This window comes from Paenibacillus algicola (assembly GCF_005577435.1).
Lineage (GTDB): Bacteria > Bacillota > Bacilli > Paenibacillales > Paenibacillaceae > Paenibacillus_AQ > Paenibacillus_AQ algicola.
The window spans coordinates 799,680-816,710 of sequence record NZ_CP040396.1 but is presented as its reverse complement, the minus strand read 5'-3'; the positions used below and the strand labels follow the sequence as shown (position 1 = coordinate 816,710).

The window sequence follows — 17,031 nt, the reverse complement described above, 5'->3', positions numbered from 1 at the left end:
AAGCACTCCCCTCAGCACAGCTTACAGAAGCCTAATGGCCTTTCCTTAGCACCAAAGCCCCAAGCTGCAGCTGCTAACTCACAAGCACCCTTCCCCCACCAGTGGTCTCCAAGATCCAGCCTTTAACAACCTATGCCAGCCCGCACCCCTTCACTGCCCAGCCTTCACTGCCCAGCCTTCACCGCCCAGCCTTCACCGCCCAGCCTTCACCGCCCAGCCTTCACCGCCCAGCCCAGTGTGCCCCGGGGATCTCCCCGGCACACCGGCCAAGTCCCTACCCCCCACTACCGCTTGCAGGGAGCTTTCCCGCCAGCATAGCTTACAAGGGGTCTCCTCCGTCAGCATAGTTTGCAAGAGGTCTTCTCCGCCAGCTTAACTTTCAAGAGGCCTCCTCCGCCAGCATAACCTTACAAGAGGGGCTTTTCCCAGCAGCGCCAGCGGAGGGGCTGGAGTGGGAATGGAGAAGCGAAGCGCTCGCCTTTGCCGTTGAAAATGTACCGCTGCAAGGCCTAATTCTACATTTTCAACGGCAACAGCGATCGGAAGGCCCATCCAGCACCGTAGCGCCTTTCGCTGCCATCTCCCAAGGCCCTCTCAGCACCGTAGCGTCCTTCGCTGCCATCTCTCAAGGCCCATCCAGCACTTGTAGCGTCTTTCGCTGCCATCTCCCAAGGCCCATCCAGCACCGTAGCGTCTTTCGCTGCCTTTCCCAAGGCCCATCCAGCACCCTAGCGTCCTTCGCTGCCATCTCCCAAGGCCCATCCAGCACCGTAGCGTCTTTCGCTGCCACCTCCCAAGGCCCATCCAGCACCCTAGCGTCCTTCGCTGCCACCTCCAAGCCCTCCCAGCACAAAGGCCCCCAATCGGGAGCCCCTCAAGCAAAAATCCGCAGGTGCTGCGGCAGGATACGGAACGTGCCCGGCAGTACACCGCCGAACTCGCCGTCCAGATTCAGCTGTACCGGGCCGGGGGAGTAAACCTCCATATAATCGGTCCGGAAATGAATGACCTTCTTGTCGTGCACATGCTCCCCGCGCAGGGCGAGGGAAACCACGCGGACGAACTCCGCGAGGTTGCATTTGCGCAGCGCAATGACGTCGAGCAGGCCATCGTCGATGCTCGCGCCGGGCGCGAGCTTCTCGAAGCCGCCGACCGAGTTGCTGTTGGCCATAAGGAACACCATGAATTCATCATGGATTTCCGGCTGGCCGTCCGCGCGGATAATGAGCTCCTGCGGCGCCAGGCTGACCATTTTCTCCAGCCCCTTCAAATAATACGCCAGCTGACCGATCATGGTCTTGAGTTTGCTGGGCACCTCGTAGGTCAGCTCCGTCAGCGTACCGCCCCCGGCAATATTAATGAAGCAGCGGTCATTGGCCACGCCAACATCGATCGGACGGGTCACATCCCGGATCACGAGATCGCAATAGTCCTCCCAATTCTTCGAGATGCCAAGCGCACGGGCAAAATCATTCGTCGTTCCCAGAGGAAACACGCCCAGCGGAGGAAGGTGGTCCTTCCCCGCCATTCCGTTAACGACCTCATTGAGGGTGCCGTCACCGCCGGCTGCAATGATCAGGTCATAGCCCCGCTCCACAGCCTCTGCTGCCGACCGGGTCGCATCTCCCTCGCCTGTGGTTGCATGGCAGGAGGTTTCGATCCCGGCACTGTCCAGACGCTGCAGCACATCTGCCAGGCGGCGCTTCATTTCCTCCCGTCCGGAGGTCGGATTATAGATCAAACGTGCTCTTCTCATCACCAAACGCCACCTGTATCTATAATTTCAAAGATTTCAATAGGCGCTCCACCTGCTTCAGCATCCACTCGGCAAGACGCGGGTGCGGCAGCAGCGGTTCACCGGAATAACGGCAGGGAAGTCCCTCCAGCCGCTGCGGAATGACATGGTCGGTAAAATACCCCTTACTTAAAAAAAGCGGAGACACGATCACCTCGTACCCTCGCTTTTGCCACGCTTCAGCCTTCTCCCGCACATCGCCGGGATTGAGCAGCGCCCAATCTGTCTCAAGACCGCTAACCTCGGTCACCCGCTTCGCCAGAGAAGCCGCAATCTTCTCCCAGCGCCGCCAGAACAGCTCATGCGGACTGCCATGGCCCACCATCAGAATGACTTCTTCCGCGGGATTCACGGAAAGGGAACGCACCTTATCCCACACCATAGCCGCGGTATCCGCACCATCATCGAACGGGTCCCCGAAATGAACCCGGGCCTGCACCCGGAAAGGGTCCAGATCGGTTTCCATATCTGGCTCCGGCTTCGCGCCAATCGCATAGGCGATCTCGTCCACATGCGTGCTGCCGGAGGAAATGAACAACGGAATAACCAGCATGTCCGTGACACCCTGGCCCTCCAGCAAATCAATCCCGTCCTGTATGAGCTTCCCGTCTACGAGCTCCAGATAAGAGGCACTCACCGGCAGATGGCAGCGCTCCGCCATCGCGGTCACCGCCTCCTCCACCAGCGCTACCCAGGACGGCTCCCGGGAACCGTGGCTGATCACTAAAACTCCCGGCTTCATCATTAGCGCCCCAAGCGCTCCAAAGTCATTTTATACCCGTCATTGCCATAGTTTAAACACCGCTTCACCCGGGATATCGTCGCCGTGCTGGCGCCCGTCTCAGCTTCAATCTGGTTGTATGTCGAACCCTTGCCCAGCATCCGGGCCACTTCCAGGCGCTGCGATAAGGATTGGATCTCGTTCACGGTGCACAGGTCGTCAAAGAATACGTAGCATTCCTCTACATTTTTCAAGGTAAGAATAGCTTCGAATAATTGATCGATGCTTTTATCGTCTAATTTTTTTAATTGCACTGGATCATCCCCTACAGTTACTTGTACGCCATTTTATTGTACCTGAGCAGGCCCCGTCTTTTCAAGCGTTAACGGTTTCACGCGCTGAAGAGCTGCCCTTGAACCCTTCTCCAGAGCAGGAAAAATGAACCATTCATTTTTTCGCCAACAGGCCTTTGCAGTCTCTTCCACAGGCCCGCAGCTCCTACGCCCGTTCCTGGGCAGGCGCCTGTTTAGCGCCATTCAAGCAGCAATCAGGGCATCCGCCCAGTACATTAGCCCGCCTAGCTCATACAGTGTACTAAACCAACCACAAAGGAAAGTGATAAAGCATGTCAGGACATCAGCATTATTATCATCATCCCAGAAACGCTTCCTCCCGCTCCTTGAATGAGTCCCTGCCAGCGTCATCCTATCCCGGTGTTGAAGCCCAGGCCTATCCTGATTACTCCGCTGACGCGGGAACGTCTGCCTACTATCCGTATTCGGTTCCGACCCAGCCTTCTATAGCGCCGATGGAGCCCATGTCCAGCCTTCCGGCCGTGACCACGCCTCAGCCTGCTGCCGAGACCGGCAGCAGCAGCGGATTAGCCGGACTGCTTGGAGGACTGAATCTCAGCAACCTGGATCTCAAAGGCATGATCGAGCGGATGGGAGGCGTCGAGGGGCTTGTTGCCAACATTGGCAAGGTCCAGAAGGTAATGCAGAGCGTACAGCAGCTCGCGCCCATGATGGCTGTATTTTCGAACCTCCTCAGCAAAAAAGGGTCCGACAGCGACGCCGTCAGCCCCGGGGGCTACGACACCGAGTATGTACCGCGCAGACGCCGCACCCGCCGCCGCAAGAAAACAGGCAGCCGCCGCAAAGGCACCGGCAAACGCAAGCGCTCCTAGACTAGATTTCATGCTAATTCACCTTGGCCCCGTGAACCGGCTGCCTGAGTGCTCAGCACAGCTTCAAGCAGCCGGTTCCTGCCGAGGCCGAAATGACAAGGAAAGGCAGGCCTCTGAATCGCGATCACCCCTGCGTAAGCATACGGTCTCCTTTTAATGCTATAATGCTGCCTCATCCGCATGATCCCAATATGCACTCTTTACCGGCTCCAGCCCGCTCCATTCGGAGCTCCCTCATCATGTCCCTTCTGCTGCAGCTCCTTCAGCCGGAACCAATAGGAAACGCGCAGCCCGGATCTCAGCAGCATCATAATGCTGCCGACCAGATAGAGCACGACGGGAATATCCGTGTCGGTGTAGAACATACTGATGCTGCCGGCAATGAAGAAGAACCCTGTCACGATTTCACTGAGCACCATGCCGGTTTCGTAGCGATTGGTTACAGTAATCCTTCTTTTGCGCCGGGCCGCCTCGGCCAATCTTCGTTTCATTCGCGCCCGCATGGGCGGTATATGATGAGCGTCAGCTGAATGAGAGCCTGCACCCCTCGGGTTCAGCTTGTTGTCTTGCTGCATGATGATCCCTCCTACTCCTGCTTACCCCTGACAGAAGCACTGAACCGGATTTTCTGCAATTGCTCGATGTGGCGAAGCCTTTTACTTGAACCAGCCCCGGCGCAGAAACCAGAGTACCATACTGCCGCCGAGCAGCAGCATAAGCAGCAGCACCGCGGCGTATCCGAATGGCCAGTCCAGCTCCGGCATTTTTTCAAAGTTCATCCCGTAGATGCCTGCAATCAGCGTCAGCGGCATAAAGATCGTCGTGATCACCGTGAGGGTCTTCATAATATTGTTCATCCGGTTGGAGTTAAGCGATATATAGCTGTCCCGCAGATCTGACGTCATTTCGCGGTCGGCCTCAATCATGTCGGTGAGCTTCAGCAGATGATCGTACACGTCCAGAAAATACGCCTGATGGCCATGGCGCTGGACATGCTGGGAGTTCACCACCCGGTACAGCAGGTCCCGCATCGGAACGATGGTGCGCCTGAGCTTTAGCAGCTTGGAACGAAGCTGGAACACCTGCTGCATCAGGCTCTCCAGAGATTCCTCCGCACTCTGGCTCTCAATGTCCGCCAGCTCATCCTCAATCGCAAACAGGCTGGGAAAATACTGATCCACCAGCTTGTCCATCACCGTATAGGCGGCAAAGGTCGTGCCGTTCTCGGTAATTTTTCCTTTTTGCGCCTGGTCACAAACGCGCTTCCAGGCTTCCTCCACCTCCGGCAGCGGAGACATATGAAACGACACGAGCAGGGTAGACGACAGGAAGAAATCGACCTCCATCGCCTCCAGCGTCACCGGATCCAGTCCATGCAGTACGAGAAACTGCACCTTTCCATAGTAGTCCAGCTTGGGCCGCTGGATCATGTGCAGACAGTCCTCCACCGCGAGCGGATGGAACTGGAAATAACTCTCCAGCAGCGCCGACTCCTCCGGCACCGGTGCAACGAAATCCACCCACACCCAGGCGTAATCCTCGATATTCAGCGCCTCCAGAGGCAGTCCGATCACCGCCTGGTGATCCCGCGTTACTGCTAATGTACGAATCATCTCTACTTCCCCTTCCCCGGCATGAAAAAAGCCAATCCTCTGATTGGCTTCATCCTGTTCCTGTTCTCTCTTGATGCTCTAAAATAACAGCGTGACGAGCAATCCGGACAGCAGCGCTGTAATCGGAATCGTAATAAACCACGTGATCACGATCCGTCCTGCGAGGGACCACTTGACGGCAGAGAACCGTTTCGCCGAGCCTACCCCCAAAATCGCCGAGGTAATCGCATGGGTGGTGCTGATCGGCAAATGCAGCAGCGTCGCGCCAAAGATCACCGAGGCCCCGGTGAAATCCGCGGCGAAGCCGTTGATCGGCTCGATTTTGAATATTTTGGTACCCATCGTCTTGATAATCTTCCAGCCGCCAACCGAGGTGCCGAGCGCCATCGCCGTTGCCGCCGACAGCTTCACCCAGAACGGAACCTCCATCTCCTGCAGCCTATCCGAGGCCACCAGCGCAAATGTAATAATGCCCATCGCCTTCTGCGCATCGTTCGTCCCGTGCGTAAACGACTGCAGGGCGGCGGTGAAGATCTGCATACTCCGAAAGCCCTTGTTCACTGTATGCGGACTGCGCTTGGCGAAGATCACCTTCAGCAGCTGCATGATCAGGTAGCCGCCGATAAAGGCGATCAGGGGAGAAAGAATCAGGGCGAGAATAATGTCCCGGAAGCCGCCGTAATTCAGTGCATCACTGCCCGCCCCTGCGAAGACACCGCCGGCCAGGGCGCCGATCAGCGCATGAGAGGACGAGGACGGAATCCCGAACCACCAAGTGACCAGGTTCCAGATGATGGCGGCGATCAGGGTGGCGATCACAATCTGAATTCCGTTGTCGAGCGTGGCGGGATCTGCCACCTTGCCGCCAATCGTCTTGGCCACCCCCGTGAACATCATCGCCCCGACGAAGTTCATGGAGGCCGCAAGCAGAATAGCCGTCCGCGGCTTCAGCGCGCGGGTCGATACCGAGGTAGCAATCGCATTCGCGGTATCGTGAAATCCGTTAATAAAGTCAAAGGCCAGCGCCAGAAATACAACCAGGCCCAGCACGAGCATACTAGTTTCCATGATCAGAAAGTACTCCTTACGAATTGCGCATAATGATAGATTCCAGCTTGTTCGCCACGTCCTCGCAATGATCCGTGGTCGTCTCCAGCCGTTCATAGATCTCCTTGCGCTTGATCAGCTCAATGGGATCGGTAACGGTAGCAAACAGCTCCTTGGTGCAGATGCGCAGCAGCTCATCACCCTGGTTCTCCAGGTCGTTCAGCCGAATCGTAAACTCCCGGATCGCCAGCAGCTTTTTCTGGGAAAGGAGGTGTACTGCCTTTTGAATCTCATAAGCACACTGCCGCAAAATTTCCGCGAATTGAATAATATACTCGTCGGGCTGTCCCAAATTGTACATATAAAATCGCGAAGCTGTAGACTCCAGACCGTCCATGACATCATCCAGCGTCGTAGCCAGCTCCATAATATCGTCGCGGTCAATCGGCGTAATGAAGGTTTGATTCAGTCCGGTAATAATCGTATGCGTGTAGGAATCACATTCAGACTCATATTGCTTCATCTGGTTTGCGAATGCCAGCACATCCTGCAGATTCGTAACGTGATACGAGAAATAATCTGCAGCCTGCACCACGGTGTCGGCCATATTCTCCAGATTCTGGAGGAATATATCCTTTTTCTTTGTTCTCATTCTTGCAGCTCCTTTATGGAAAATAACCCTGAATATCTTATCACATCTCCATAGTCCTGTGTATGCAAAATCATGGTATTGAAGCGTAACTATTTACATATGATTTGACATTCTGTTTACCTCATTTTTATATGCAGTTTACATGCCTTTTCATGCCCTTCATCAAGGATTGGAAATGGTCACATGGCTTGCAAACGAAGGGGAGCTCGGGACAATATTGAAATAGGTCGTACCCGGGTAAAAAGGAACCTCCTTGCCGTCCTTGAGGAAGCGGATCACGTCCCCTTGTTTGCGGCTCCACTCTCCCTTAATCACCTTGCCCTTGCGGAACAGCATCGCCTCTCCGCCCTGCTCCAGGTTTACAGCCAGGCGGCCCACCTCGTCCAGCACTTTATGCTCGGCACTCAGTACGACAACATTGGCAGCCTCCAGCACGGCATTGTTGTTCTTGTCAATATGCGGCTGATTGTTGATGGAGCGCTTATACGTTCCGGTCTCCTCATCATACGTATAGCCTACATTATAGCTGCCCAGCAAAAAGGTCAGATCCACGCGGATGGCCGGCTCTCCTTCAGCGTCATCCGCCGGGGCGGCTGCATCCAGAAAATCATACTCCGGTACCTCGCTCTCCTGTGGATAGCTGTGCTTCAAGACGGCTTCTCTTAACTTTTCTTCGCTCGTGTACAGATTATGCGGAGCCTTCCGGTCGGTGGTACGCCAAAAATAGGCGCCCGCGCTTCCGATTTCATCGAGATCCTGCTTCTTCTGTCTTTGAATGATGGTGTAGGCCTCCGGACTTCCGCCGGCATGCACCAGCACCCCGTCATAGCTCTCGCCGATATCGATCAGGTAAGGCCGGATGCTGCGTACCGGCCCAATCTTCTCAATGCCTGTCTGGCTCTGATAGATTGCAATCAGCCGCGTTATCCCTCCCTCCGCCAGCACCTCATACACAAGATCTGCCTGGCTGAGGCCGGACTGGGGCCGGGCCGCCGGGGCATTGTTCATCATGACTGCAAGCGGACGGCGATCCGACGGCTGCTCCAGGCCTTGTCCCGTCAGCGGCGCAGTGAAGGCGCTGTTTGCTTCCGGCTGCTCCTCCGCAGCGGGCGGAGTCTCTACCGGCTGTTCCACCGCGGGCGGCTGGATCGGCTCCTTCACCGGCGAGCTCTCTGTCGCCTGATCGCCGCTGCAGGCGCTCAGCATAAAGGCTGCGGTAATCCCTAGCAGCATAGTAGTCACTTTACCTTTACTTGAATGCTTCATGTACGTTTCCCCCTATATCCAAGGCCACTCCCGATGGCCTGACAGTAACCGTTCTCATACCCATTTAATCACAAAATACCGGAATTGTCTGTTCCTTCCCGGCAGGTCAAAGAAAGTCAATCCGCGGCTGTAACGGGACACTCCGAGTTCAATCATTCAAGCCGTTATTTATTCAGTGCTTGTGATCTATGTCACAGCTCTAGTGATTTTTTTCACTTATAATAAAGACATGAAAGAGAGCAGCACCTGATCCGCGAATAATCCAATACAAGGAGTGGTTCATATGTTTAATCAATGGCTGAGAGAAAACAAGATTGCAATGTGGATGCTGACGATTATCCGGGTTTACATCGGATATCAGTGGCTGACGGCAGGCTGGCACAAGCTGGTGGGCGGATTTAATGCACAAGGCTTCCTGCAAGGGGCCATCGGCAAGGCTGCCGGCGACCACCCGGCGGTTCAGAGCTGGTGGGCGGCCTTTCTAGAGCACGGGGCAATGCCTGCAGTCAAATTCTTTAACATCCTGATCCCGCTCGGTGAATTTCTAGTCGGTCTCGGACTGATCCTTGGCACTTTCACCACCTTCGCGGCACTAATGGGACTGGTGATGAATGCCGCGTTCCTGTTATCGGGCACGGTGAGCACCAATGTGCAGATGCTGCTGATGGAAGTGCTGATCATTGTCGCAGCAGCGAACGCCGGCAAGATCGGGCTTGACCGCTTCCTGATCCCTTACCTGCGCGGCTTGTTCCGCAGAGGCGGGAAGCAGCAGCCCGGAGACGGCATCCACTTTTTCAAGAAGCAGCCGGGACGTACCGGCTAGAGAGAGAACAAAATACAGCAATCCGGACCCCAAGCGGAGTCCGGATTGCTTCTTTTATCGTATACGGCTCCGCTGAAGATGAGCTGGCATTCGCTTTAGATGCTCCAGTGCTGCCAATCCTGCTGGATCTGCTCCAGCTCGTTCAGCCACTCCCGCGTTCGCTTCAGAAGCTGGGCACGGGGTTCTCCGGCAGAATACGTATGATCTGCCTGGAATATGATCTCTTTGTCGCACCGCCCCACAGGACGGGTCCAGAAGACCTTTTGGAACAGGAAGGCGTAGTCTACTGGAATCACCTCATCCGACGTGCCATGAATAACGAGCACATCGCCCCCGAACTTCACAGCCTCCTGAAACGGCTGGCCCGCCGCCAGCGATTCGAAGAAGCCCGGGGTCAGATCATAACCCAAATAGTCGGCTGCGCCCTTTTGCACGGAGGTATCGTATACCTTGCGCCCGGTGATATTTACAATGTCATGAAACGGATAGCCGACCGCTGACCACAGTACCAGATTTTTTACGCGGCTGTCACGCACCGCTGTCTGCAAGGCCACCGCACCTCCAAGGCTGTGTCCAATCAGCGTAATGCGGGCAGGATCTACATCAGTAATGCTTGCGCCGTAATCGAGCACCGCCCGGGTCTGCGAAATCATCGACTCCAGCCCTTGAGCGCCGTAGCTGCCTGTGCTCTCTCCGCAGCCAATATAGTCAAAGCGGATAACCATATAGCCATCCTCCGCCAGCTCCCGGGCTGCCTTTACGAACAGGCGGTCCACCCCAATCCGGCTGCCCACAAAGCCATGGCAGATGATCGCCAGCGGCACCCGCCGGCAATCCTTGCGTACGTCCTCCTGCTGTACCGGGTAATGTATGCTTGCTGTCAGCTCTTCCTCACCATGTCGAATTGCAAATTGCCGCTCCATAACCATGCCTCCCCCTATTGACCACCTATATATGGATAATTCCGATAAGTTTAATATGAATTAATTAAAATTATCTTAGCATCCCTTTTAAACAGGTGTCAATGTCTAACAAGGAATCTTTAGGCTGCGGCAGGTCACCGGTGAAGCTTACTCGTAGCTGCGCTTGAACATGGAGTGGGTCTCGGCTCTCCCGTTCCACTGGTGGATCCACTCGCTCTCCTGTGCCGAGCCTGTCCACAAATCTGCCGCCATGCTGCTCTCCGGTGTCCCGACCTGGTTCGGCTCAGCGTCATGGGCTCCCTCTGCTGTTCCTGACGCCATACCTTTTCCAGAGGTCTGCTGTGTCGCTCTCGCCTGTTCCGCCCCGCGAGGCTCTAATGCTTCATCCTCCCGCAAAGGCTTCTGTACGTTAAATTCATCATCGAACATGCTGATCTTCCTTTCGTGGATCGTAATGTGGAAATATCTTCAGGTTAGTGTTAAAAAGAACCGGGGAAATTATTCACTGTCCCCCACCGCACGAAAAAAACCTCAGGCGCCATACAAGCTTGAGATCGACTTGTATGGCGCCTGAGGAGCTGGCTGCGCCGTGCTTAAATCAGCAGGTTGAACAGATTCATATTCTTGTTCAGCTCGGTATACTCCAGACCCTTGCGATTCATCCGCTCAATGAGCGGCGTATAATCCTCCGGGTGCAGCAGCTCAATGCCAACAAGAGCCGGACCGTCTTCCTTGTTATGCTTTTTCGTATATTCGAACCGTGCAATATCATCATCCGGGCCCAGCACATCCTCCAGAAACTCACGCAGAGCTCCGGCGCGCTGCGGGAAGTTAATCATGAAGTAATGCTTGAGGCCTTCATAGATGAGCGAGCGCTCCTTGATTTCCTGCATCCGGTCAATGTCATTGTTGCCGCCGCTGATAATACAGACGACATTTTTGCCGCGAATGTGTTCCCCGTACAGATCCAGCGCCGCTACGGGCAGTGCGCCGGCCGGCTCGGCTACGATCGCCTGCTCATTATAGAGGCTCAGAATGGTCGTGCATGCCTTCCCTTCCGGCACCATCACAATATCGTCCAGCTGACGGCTGCAAATATCATACGTCAGATGTCCGACCCGCTTGACGGCTGCGCCATCCACAAACTTGTCGATTTCCTGGAGCGTGACGACCTGGCCCTGCAGCTTGGCCTCACTCATGGAAGCGGCCCCGAGCGGCTCTACGCCGATCAGCTTCGTGTGAGGACTGACCGTTTTGACATAGGTAGAGACTCCAGCTGCCAATCCGCCGCCGCCAATCGTAACAAACATATAATCTGCCGGCACGTCCAGCTCCTCCATAATCTCCATCCCGATCGTTCCATTACCGGCTACGATCCGCGGCTCGTCAAAGGGGTGGATAAACGACATGCCCTGCTCCTGGCACATCTTGATTGCTTCCTCGTACGCATCATCGAACGTATCGCCGATTAACAGCACCTCGACACTGCTGCCTCCGAACCGCTTCACCTGCTTCACCTTCTGCTTCGGGGTGGTGCTCGGCATATATATCTTACCCTTGATATGAAGGACGTTACAGGAAAAAGCGACACCCTGTGCATGGTTTCCTGCACTCGCGCACACGATACCGGCTGCACGTTCCTCCTCACTCAGGCTGCGAATCATATTGTAGGCGCCGCGGATTTTAAAGGAACGCACGACCTGCAAATCCTCCCGCTTCAGATACACATTGCAGTCATACCGCGCTGACAGCACCGCATCCCGCTGCAGCGGGGTGCGCACGATCACCTCGCGCAGCACGTGGTGTGCCCTTACGATATCCTCCATACCGACCGTTCTGGCCGTCGTATTGGCTTCATCCATGATCACATTCCACTCCACTCTATACACCCGGGTCCCCAAGGCCTGTGCGCCTTCGGGGTGCCCTGTCTGTTTAGTTTACTGTCCTTTATTGTACCACTTTTGGCCGTCCTCCCGGGTGCTTTTCATCAAAATTACACACCTCCACAGCACACCGCAGGAAGATGCCAGCAGGACCCGCACATGATTGAGGCTTGCCGAGGCTATACTAGGGCTCGGGAACAGATCAACCACATCATAACGATGAAGGAGCTAATGAAAACTATGGGCATTCTGGACGGTAATCCGAAGGACGAGCCGATGCATTACGGTGAGGTATATGGCGTGTGGATGGCCTCCATGGGCGCAAAGGGGATGATCTCCTGCTATCAGGCCTACATGAATCATGCCGGCGATAAAGAGCTCAAGCATTTGCTGAGCGAGATGCTGGAGATGGCCTGCCTGGAATCCAAAGAGCTGGATGAGCTGCTGACAGAGCAGGGCATCGTCCCGCCACCGGCGCTGCCGGAGAGACCGGAGGTGCACTGGGAGGACATCCCTGCAGGCGCGCGCTTCAGTGATCCGGAGACGGCCGCCAAGCTGGCAGTGGACTGCGCTGCCGGTCTTGCAGCCTGCAGCATGGCTATGGGACAATCCATCCGCGAGGATATTGCAGCTCTGTTCGCTAAATACCATACAAAAAAAGCCGCGCTCGGCCTTAAAGTGCTGCGCATGAATAAAGAGAAGGGCTGGCTGATTCCGCCGCCGCTTCACATTCAACGTTCAGAATAGAAGCAAGCAGGGCCTCCCTCAATGTAGTTCCGAGGGAGGCCCTGCTTCTATTTACAGCTTATTATGCAGCCATGCCGCCGCTGCGTCCACCTCGGTCCGGCTCAGCTGGTGGCCGCCCGGCTCCCAGTGGAGGTGCACGTCCGCGCCGGCTCCAGACAGCAGACCCTGCAGCTCCTCACTTTCCTCCGGCGTGCACAAGGGATCCCGCTTGCCAGCCGCGATGAACACCGGCACGCCGGACAAGTCCGGGAGTGCGATGCCCCGCCGCGGAACCATCGGATGGTGAAGCATGGCGCCTGCCAGCGCATCCCCATAGTGGAACATTAAGCTTGCAGCGATGTTCGCCCCGTTGGAGTAGCCTGCCGCAACAACCTTGCTGCGCTGAAATCCATACTGCTCTGCTGCTGCATCAAGGAAGGCGTTCAGCTCACTCGTACGGCGGATGAGGTCCTCCTCATCGAATACTCCTTCCGACAATCGCCGGAAGAAGCGGGGCATTCCGTTCTCCAGCACATTGCCCCTTACGCTCAGCACGCCAGCACCGCTGTGAAGGAGGTCTGCGAGTGGCAGCAAATCCTGCTCATTACCGCCGGTGCCATGCAGCAGCAGCAAGATCGGTGCTTCTGGCGATGTGCCTTCCTTATAAATGTGATGATGCTCCATCTCACGCACCTCCTTTCAGTACACGCACCTCTACTGGAGTAAGGCCGCGCTCAATCTCTTGACGGTGAGGCTCATACCATTCCGGCAGCATGAGGCGCTCACCCAGGGTCTCTTCCGGCTCATCCTTCGCAAATCCCGGAGGATCGGTCGCAATCTCGAACAGGATGCCGCCCGGCTCGCGGAAGTAGACCGCATTGAAATACTGACGATCCACGACCGGTGTCGGGTGAAGCCGCTGTTCTTCCGCTTCACGGCGGAACTGCTCCTGCTGTGCATCATCGGCTGCGCGCCAGGCAATATGGTGCACCGTTCCTGCTCCGCCCCGGCCCCACTCCATCTCGTTCCTGTTCATATCGATGATCTGGCCTCGGTCGCCGGCTGCCTGATACCGCACCCAGCCCCCGGACTCCTCTACCTGCTGGAGACCCAGCGGTCCCTGCAGCACCTCTGACGTGCGCTGGGGCTTCATGCTGAACAGTACCGCTCCCGCAAAGCCCTTGATAGCCTCCTTCACCCCGATCCCGTCGAAGGTCCAGCGGCTATCCTCGCCTGACTTGCGCTCCGTAAGCTCCAGCAGCAGGCCCGACGGATCATGGAAGCGAACGTACACTTCTCCGAAGCGGGTCGTTTCCTCATAGGCAATCCCAAATTGCTCCAGCCGGGATTTCCAGAATTCCAGTGCTCCTGAGGGCACTGCAAAGACCGTAATTCCGACCTGTCCTCCGCCAATACTTCCCCGGCGCGCGCCCTCTTGCGGGAAGAAGGTCATAATCGTTCCGGGGCTTCCCGTTTCATTCCCGAAATAAAAATGATAGACCTGAGGTGCATCAAAGTTAATGGTCTTCTTCACCAGACGAAGCCCCAAGACACCCGCATAAAAATCCACATTGCCCTGCGGATCCTGCACAAAAGATGTAATATGGTGAATTCCCGATGTTCTAGGCATGCTGCTTCTCCTCCTCAGAGCTAAATATATTTTCAGTATAGTTATGCTTAATTTATATATCTTAATATTAAGATATTAACGAGATATTTGTCAATGCCATGAGGGATTCTTCGCCCATGGACCAGAAGAATATATAAGAGGCCTGTCTTAGGACAGGCCTCCTTCTAGTTCTATATCTCTATACACGTACGTGTTCCCCCGTAACAAGACCCATTATAACAGAGCGCTGAGATGCTGTCAGCTGATATTTTGGAACTATTCACAAAAAAGTTTTCAGTAAATTAGACAGACCTACAGTTTCTTGACTATAAAGTGATTGACAATGTATGCGCTTACTTATAAAATAAACCTACACACATTCATAACTAGGTTAATTTGAGGGCCCTGCTTTCAGATCCATTTCAGGTGATGAAACAACCCCGGTATCTCTTCCCGAGACGCCGGGGTTTTTTGTGGTCCATTTTTAAGGAGGTGAGGCAGCGACGCTTGTTTGAGCAACCGATTGCACCAGGAGAACTCCTGGAATTTTGAAGATTAAAGAGGAGGCTTTTTAAGAAAATGAAGAGATGGACTCGGTTTACCGCTGCCTTTACACTGTCGCTCTCTCTGGCCTTGAGTGTCATTACCCCGGCTCAGGCTGCACCAGACACCTCGGTGACGAACAAGCAGAATTTCAGCACCGACGTGATTTATCAGATTTTTACCGATCGCTTCTCGGACGGCAATGCGGCTAACAATCCATCCGGCTCGGCATATAGCGCAAACTGCTCCAACCTCCGGCTCTATTGCGGGGGCGACTGGCAAGGGATCATTAACAAGATTAATGATGGCTACCTGACCGGCATGGGCATTACCGCGATCTGGATTTCGCAGCCGGTGGAGAACATTTACAGTGTCATCAATTACTCCGGAGTGAACAATACCGCATACCATGGCTACTGGGCCCGTGATTTCAAGAAGGCGAACCCTTACTACGGCACCATGACCGAATTCAGCAACCTGATCTCGGCCGCGCATGCCAAGAATATTAAGGTCATTATCGACTTTGCACCGAACCATACTTCACCTGCCTCATCTGATCAGCCTTCCTTTGCCGAGAATGGCAAGCTCTACAACAACGGCACTCTGCTGGGAGGCTACACCAACGATACGCAAAATCTGTTCCATCATAACGGCGGCACCAACTTCTCCTCCACGGAGGACGGGATTTACCGCAATCTGTATGATCTCGCGGATTTGAACCATAACAACAGCACGGTGGACAAGTATCTGAAGGATGCGATCAAGATGTGGCTGGATCTTGGCATCGACGGAATCCGTGTCGACGCGGTCAAGCATATGCCGTTTGGCTGGCAGAAGAGCTTTATGGCTACTATTAACAACTATAAGCCGGTCTTCACCTTCGGCGAGTGGTTCCTCGGCACCAATGAAGTCAGCGCGGAGAATCACCAATTTGCCAATGAGATCGGCATGAGCCTGCTGGATTTCCGCTTCGCGCAGAAGACGCGGCAGGTGTTCCGTGACGGTACGGATAACATGTACGGCCTGAAGGCCATGCTGGAAGGCACGGCAGTGGACTACGCCCAGGTGGATGATCAGGTCACGTTCATTGACAACCATGATATGGAACGCTTCCAAACCGGCAGCAACCGGAAGCTGGAGCAGGCGCTGGCCTTTACCCTGACCTCACGCGGCGTACCCGCCATCTATTATGGAACGGAGCAATATATGGCCGGCGGGAATGACCCGAACAACCGGGCCCGCATCCCTTCCTTCTCCACGACCACAACGGCATACAATGTCATCAAAAAGCTGGCACCGCTGCGTAAATCAAACCCAGCCATTGCCTACGGCTCCACCCAGGAACGCTGGATTAACAATGACGTCATCGTCTATGAGCGCAAATTCGGCTCCAGCACGGCTGTCATTGCGATCAACCGTAACCTGAACACCTCCGCCTCCATCAGCGGAATGATCACCTCGCTTCCGGCGGGTACGTATAGTGACGCGCTGGGCGGCTTGCTGGGCGGCGGCTCGATGACTGCCGGCGGCAGCGGCACGGTCAATGCCTTCACTCTGGCTGCAGGCGCAGTGGCAGTATGGGAGAAGACCTCTGCTCAATCCACTCCGGTGGTTGGACATGTCGGACCGATGATGGCCAAAGCCGGCACCACCATCACCATTGATGGCCGCGGCTTCGGCGCAGCCAAAGGAACTGTGTACTTCGGCACGACAGCTGTCACCGGAAGTGCCATTACATCCTGGGAGGATACCCAGATCAAAGTGAAGATTCCAGCTGTCACGCCGGGTAAATATAATGTCCGCATCGGGAATGCAGGAGCCGTTCAGAGCAATGTGTACGATAATTTTGAAGTACTGACCGGAGATCAGGTCACCGTCCGCTTCATTGTTAACAACGCGACCACAACGCTCGGCCAAAATGTATACCTTGCCGGCAGCGTCAGTGAGCTGGGCAACTGGGATCCGGCGAAAGCGATCGGACCACTGTACAACAAGGTCATCACCCAATATCCGACCTGGTACTATGATGTCAGCGTACCGGCCGGTGCAACGATCAGCTACAAATTCCTGAAGAAAAGCGGCTCCACGGCTACGTGGGAAGGGGGCAGCAACCGTACATTTACTGCTCCAGCCTCCGGCACGGCAACCGTCAACGTCAACTGGCAGCCATGATGAGATGAGCATCATCTAGGCTCTAGCTCCGGCAATGAATAATCTCTAATACAACCAGCCCCCTGGGGTGCA

The 17,031-nt window shown here is 55.2% G+C and carries 18 protein-coding genes; 4 read left to right on the top strand and 14 right to left on the bottom strand.

Annotated elements, in window-relative coordinates:
* Positions 1-625 precede the first annotated feature (625 nt).
* From E6C60_RS03705 to E6C60_RS03690, 4 genes are read right to left on the bottom strand one after another with little or no spacing between them, the layout of a single operon-like run.
* A complete protein-coding gene (locus E6C60_RS03705) occupies positions 626-832 on the bottom strand; it encodes a hypothetical protein (protein ID WP_138224593.1) in 207 nt (68 codons plus the stop codon).
* Between the two features lie 42 nt (positions 833-874).
* On the bottom strand, positions 875-1,756 hold the full coding sequence (locus E6C60_RS03700) for a diacylglycerol kinase (protein WP_138224592.1): 882 nt from the start codon (positions 1,754-1,756) through the stop codon (positions 875-877).
* A gap of 19 nt (positions 1,757-1,775) precedes the next feature.
* Complete coding sequence (locus E6C60_RS03695; protein WP_138224591.1) at positions 1,776-2,540, bottom strand: sirohydrochlorin chelatase; 765 nt, start codon at positions 2,538-2,540, stop codon at positions 1,776-1,778.
* On the bottom strand, positions 2,540-2,830 hold the full coding sequence (locus E6C60_RS03690; protein ID WP_138224590.1) for a YerC/YecD family TrpR-related protein: 291 nt from the start codon (positions 2,828-2,830) through the stop codon (positions 2,540-2,542). The genes E6C60_RS03695 and E6C60_RS03690 overlap by 1 nt, the downstream gene beginning before the upstream one ends.
* A 311-nt stretch (positions 2,831-3,141) precedes the next feature.
* On the opposite strand from E6C60_RS03690, the gene E6C60_RS03685 reads away from it, so the two are divergent.
* Positions 3,142-3,702, top strand: a complete 561-nt coding sequence (locus tag E6C60_RS03685; protein ID WP_138224589.1) for a hypothetical protein — start codon at positions 3,142-3,144, stop codon at positions 3,700-3,702.
* Between the two features lie 200 nt (positions 3,703-3,902).
* Here the strand turns inward: E6C60_RS03685 and E6C60_RS03680 are convergent, their stop codons facing one another.
* The 5 genes from E6C60_RS03680 to E6C60_RS03660 all read right to left on the bottom strand — a co-directional run bounded on the left by E6C60_RS03680 (position 3,903) and on the right by E6C60_RS03660 (position 8,280).
* Positions 3,903-4,277, bottom strand: a complete 375-nt coding sequence (locus E6C60_RS03680; protein ID WP_138224588.1) for a YrhK family protein — start codon at positions 4,275-4,277, stop codon at positions 3,903-3,905.
* 81 nt (positions 4,278-4,358) lie between these two features.
* Positions 4,359-5,315 (bottom strand): magnesium/cobalt transporter CorA, encoded by a 957-nt coding sequence (corA, locus tag E6C60_RS03675; RefSeq protein ID WP_138224587.1) that lies wholly within the window; start codon positions 5,313-5,315, stop codon positions 4,359-4,361.
* Between the two features lie 78 nt (positions 5,316-5,393).
* Positions 5,394-6,383 carry an inorganic phosphate transporter gene (locus tag E6C60_RS03670; RefSeq protein ID WP_138224586.1) on the bottom strand — a complete coding sequence of 330 codons (990 nt, stop codon included), beginning with the start codon at positions 6,381-6,383 and terminating at the stop codon, positions 5,394-5,396.
* Between the two features lie 16 nt (positions 6,384-6,399).
* On the bottom strand, positions 6,400-7,014 hold the full coding sequence (locus E6C60_RS03665; RefSeq protein ID WP_138224585.1) for a DUF47 domain-containing protein: 615 nt from the start codon (positions 7,012-7,014) through the stop codon (positions 6,400-6,402).
* 162 nt (positions 7,015-7,176) lie between these two features.
* Positions 7,177-8,280: a DUF3048 domain-containing protein gene (locus tag E6C60_RS03660; protein ID WP_138224584.1), complete on the bottom strand. Its 1,104-nt coding sequence runs from the start codon at positions 8,278-8,280 to the stop codon at positions 7,177-7,179.
* Between the two features lie 283 nt (positions 8,281-8,563).
* On the opposite strand from E6C60_RS03660, the gene E6C60_RS03655 reads away from it, so the two are divergent.
* Positions 8,564-9,103: a DoxX family protein gene (locus E6C60_RS03655; protein WP_138224583.1), complete on the top strand. Its 540-nt coding sequence runs from the start codon at positions 8,564-8,566 to the stop codon at positions 9,101-9,103.
* Between the two features lie 95 nt (positions 9,104-9,198).
* Here the strand turns inward: E6C60_RS03655 and E6C60_RS03650 are convergent, their stop codons facing one another.
* The 3 genes from E6C60_RS03650 to ilvA all read right to left on the bottom strand — a co-directional run bounded on the left by E6C60_RS03650 (position 9,199) and on the right by ilvA (position 11,888).
* A complete protein-coding gene (locus E6C60_RS03650) occupies positions 9,199-10,026 on the bottom strand; it encodes an alpha/beta hydrolase family protein (protein WP_138224582.1) in 828 nt (275 codons plus the stop codon).
* A gap of 147 nt (positions 10,027-10,173) precedes the next feature.
* Positions 10,174-10,455: a hypothetical protein gene (locus E6C60_RS03645; protein ID WP_138224581.1), complete on the bottom strand. Its 282-nt coding sequence runs from the start codon at positions 10,453-10,455 to the stop codon at positions 10,174-10,176.
* A gap of 164 nt (positions 10,456-10,619) precedes the next feature.
* Entirely contained in the window at positions 10,620-11,888 is a 1,269-nt protein-coding gene (ilvA, locus tag E6C60_RS03640; protein WP_138224580.1) for a threonine ammonia-lyase IlvA, read from the bottom strand.
* Positions 11,889-12,149: 261 nt separating this feature from the next.
* Here ilvA and E6C60_RS03635 point away from each other — a divergent pair, with 261 nt between their 5' ends.
* Positions 12,150-12,656, top strand: a complete 507-nt coding sequence (locus E6C60_RS03635) for a DUF3231 family protein (RefSeq protein ID WP_138227613.1) — start codon at positions 12,150-12,152, stop codon at positions 12,654-12,656.
* Between the two features lie 51 nt (positions 12,657-12,707).
* On the opposite strand, the gene E6C60_RS03630 is transcribed toward E6C60_RS03635, so the two are convergent.
* Together E6C60_RS03630 and E6C60_RS03625 are read right to left on the bottom strand one after the other, a co-directional pair.
* Entirely contained in the window at positions 12,708-13,319 is a 612-nt protein-coding gene (locus E6C60_RS03630; protein ID WP_138224579.1) for an alpha/beta hydrolase, read from the bottom strand.
* 1 nt (position 13,320) lies between these two features.
* The gene (locus E6C60_RS03625; protein WP_138224578.1) at positions 13,321-14,265 is read right to left on the bottom strand and encodes a ring-cleaving dioxygenase; all 945 of its coding nucleotides are present in this window, start codon (positions 14,263-14,265) and stop codon (positions 13,321-13,323) included.
* Between the two features lie 558 nt (positions 14,266-14,823).
* Here E6C60_RS03625 and E6C60_RS03620 point away from each other — a divergent pair.
* Positions 14,824-16,959 (top strand): alpha-amylase family glycosyl hydrolase, encoded by a 2,136-nt coding sequence (locus E6C60_RS03620; RefSeq protein ID WP_138224577.1) that lies wholly within the window; start codon positions 14,824-14,826, stop codon positions 16,957-16,959.
* The last annotated feature ends 72 nt before the right edge of the window (positions 16,960-17,031 follow it).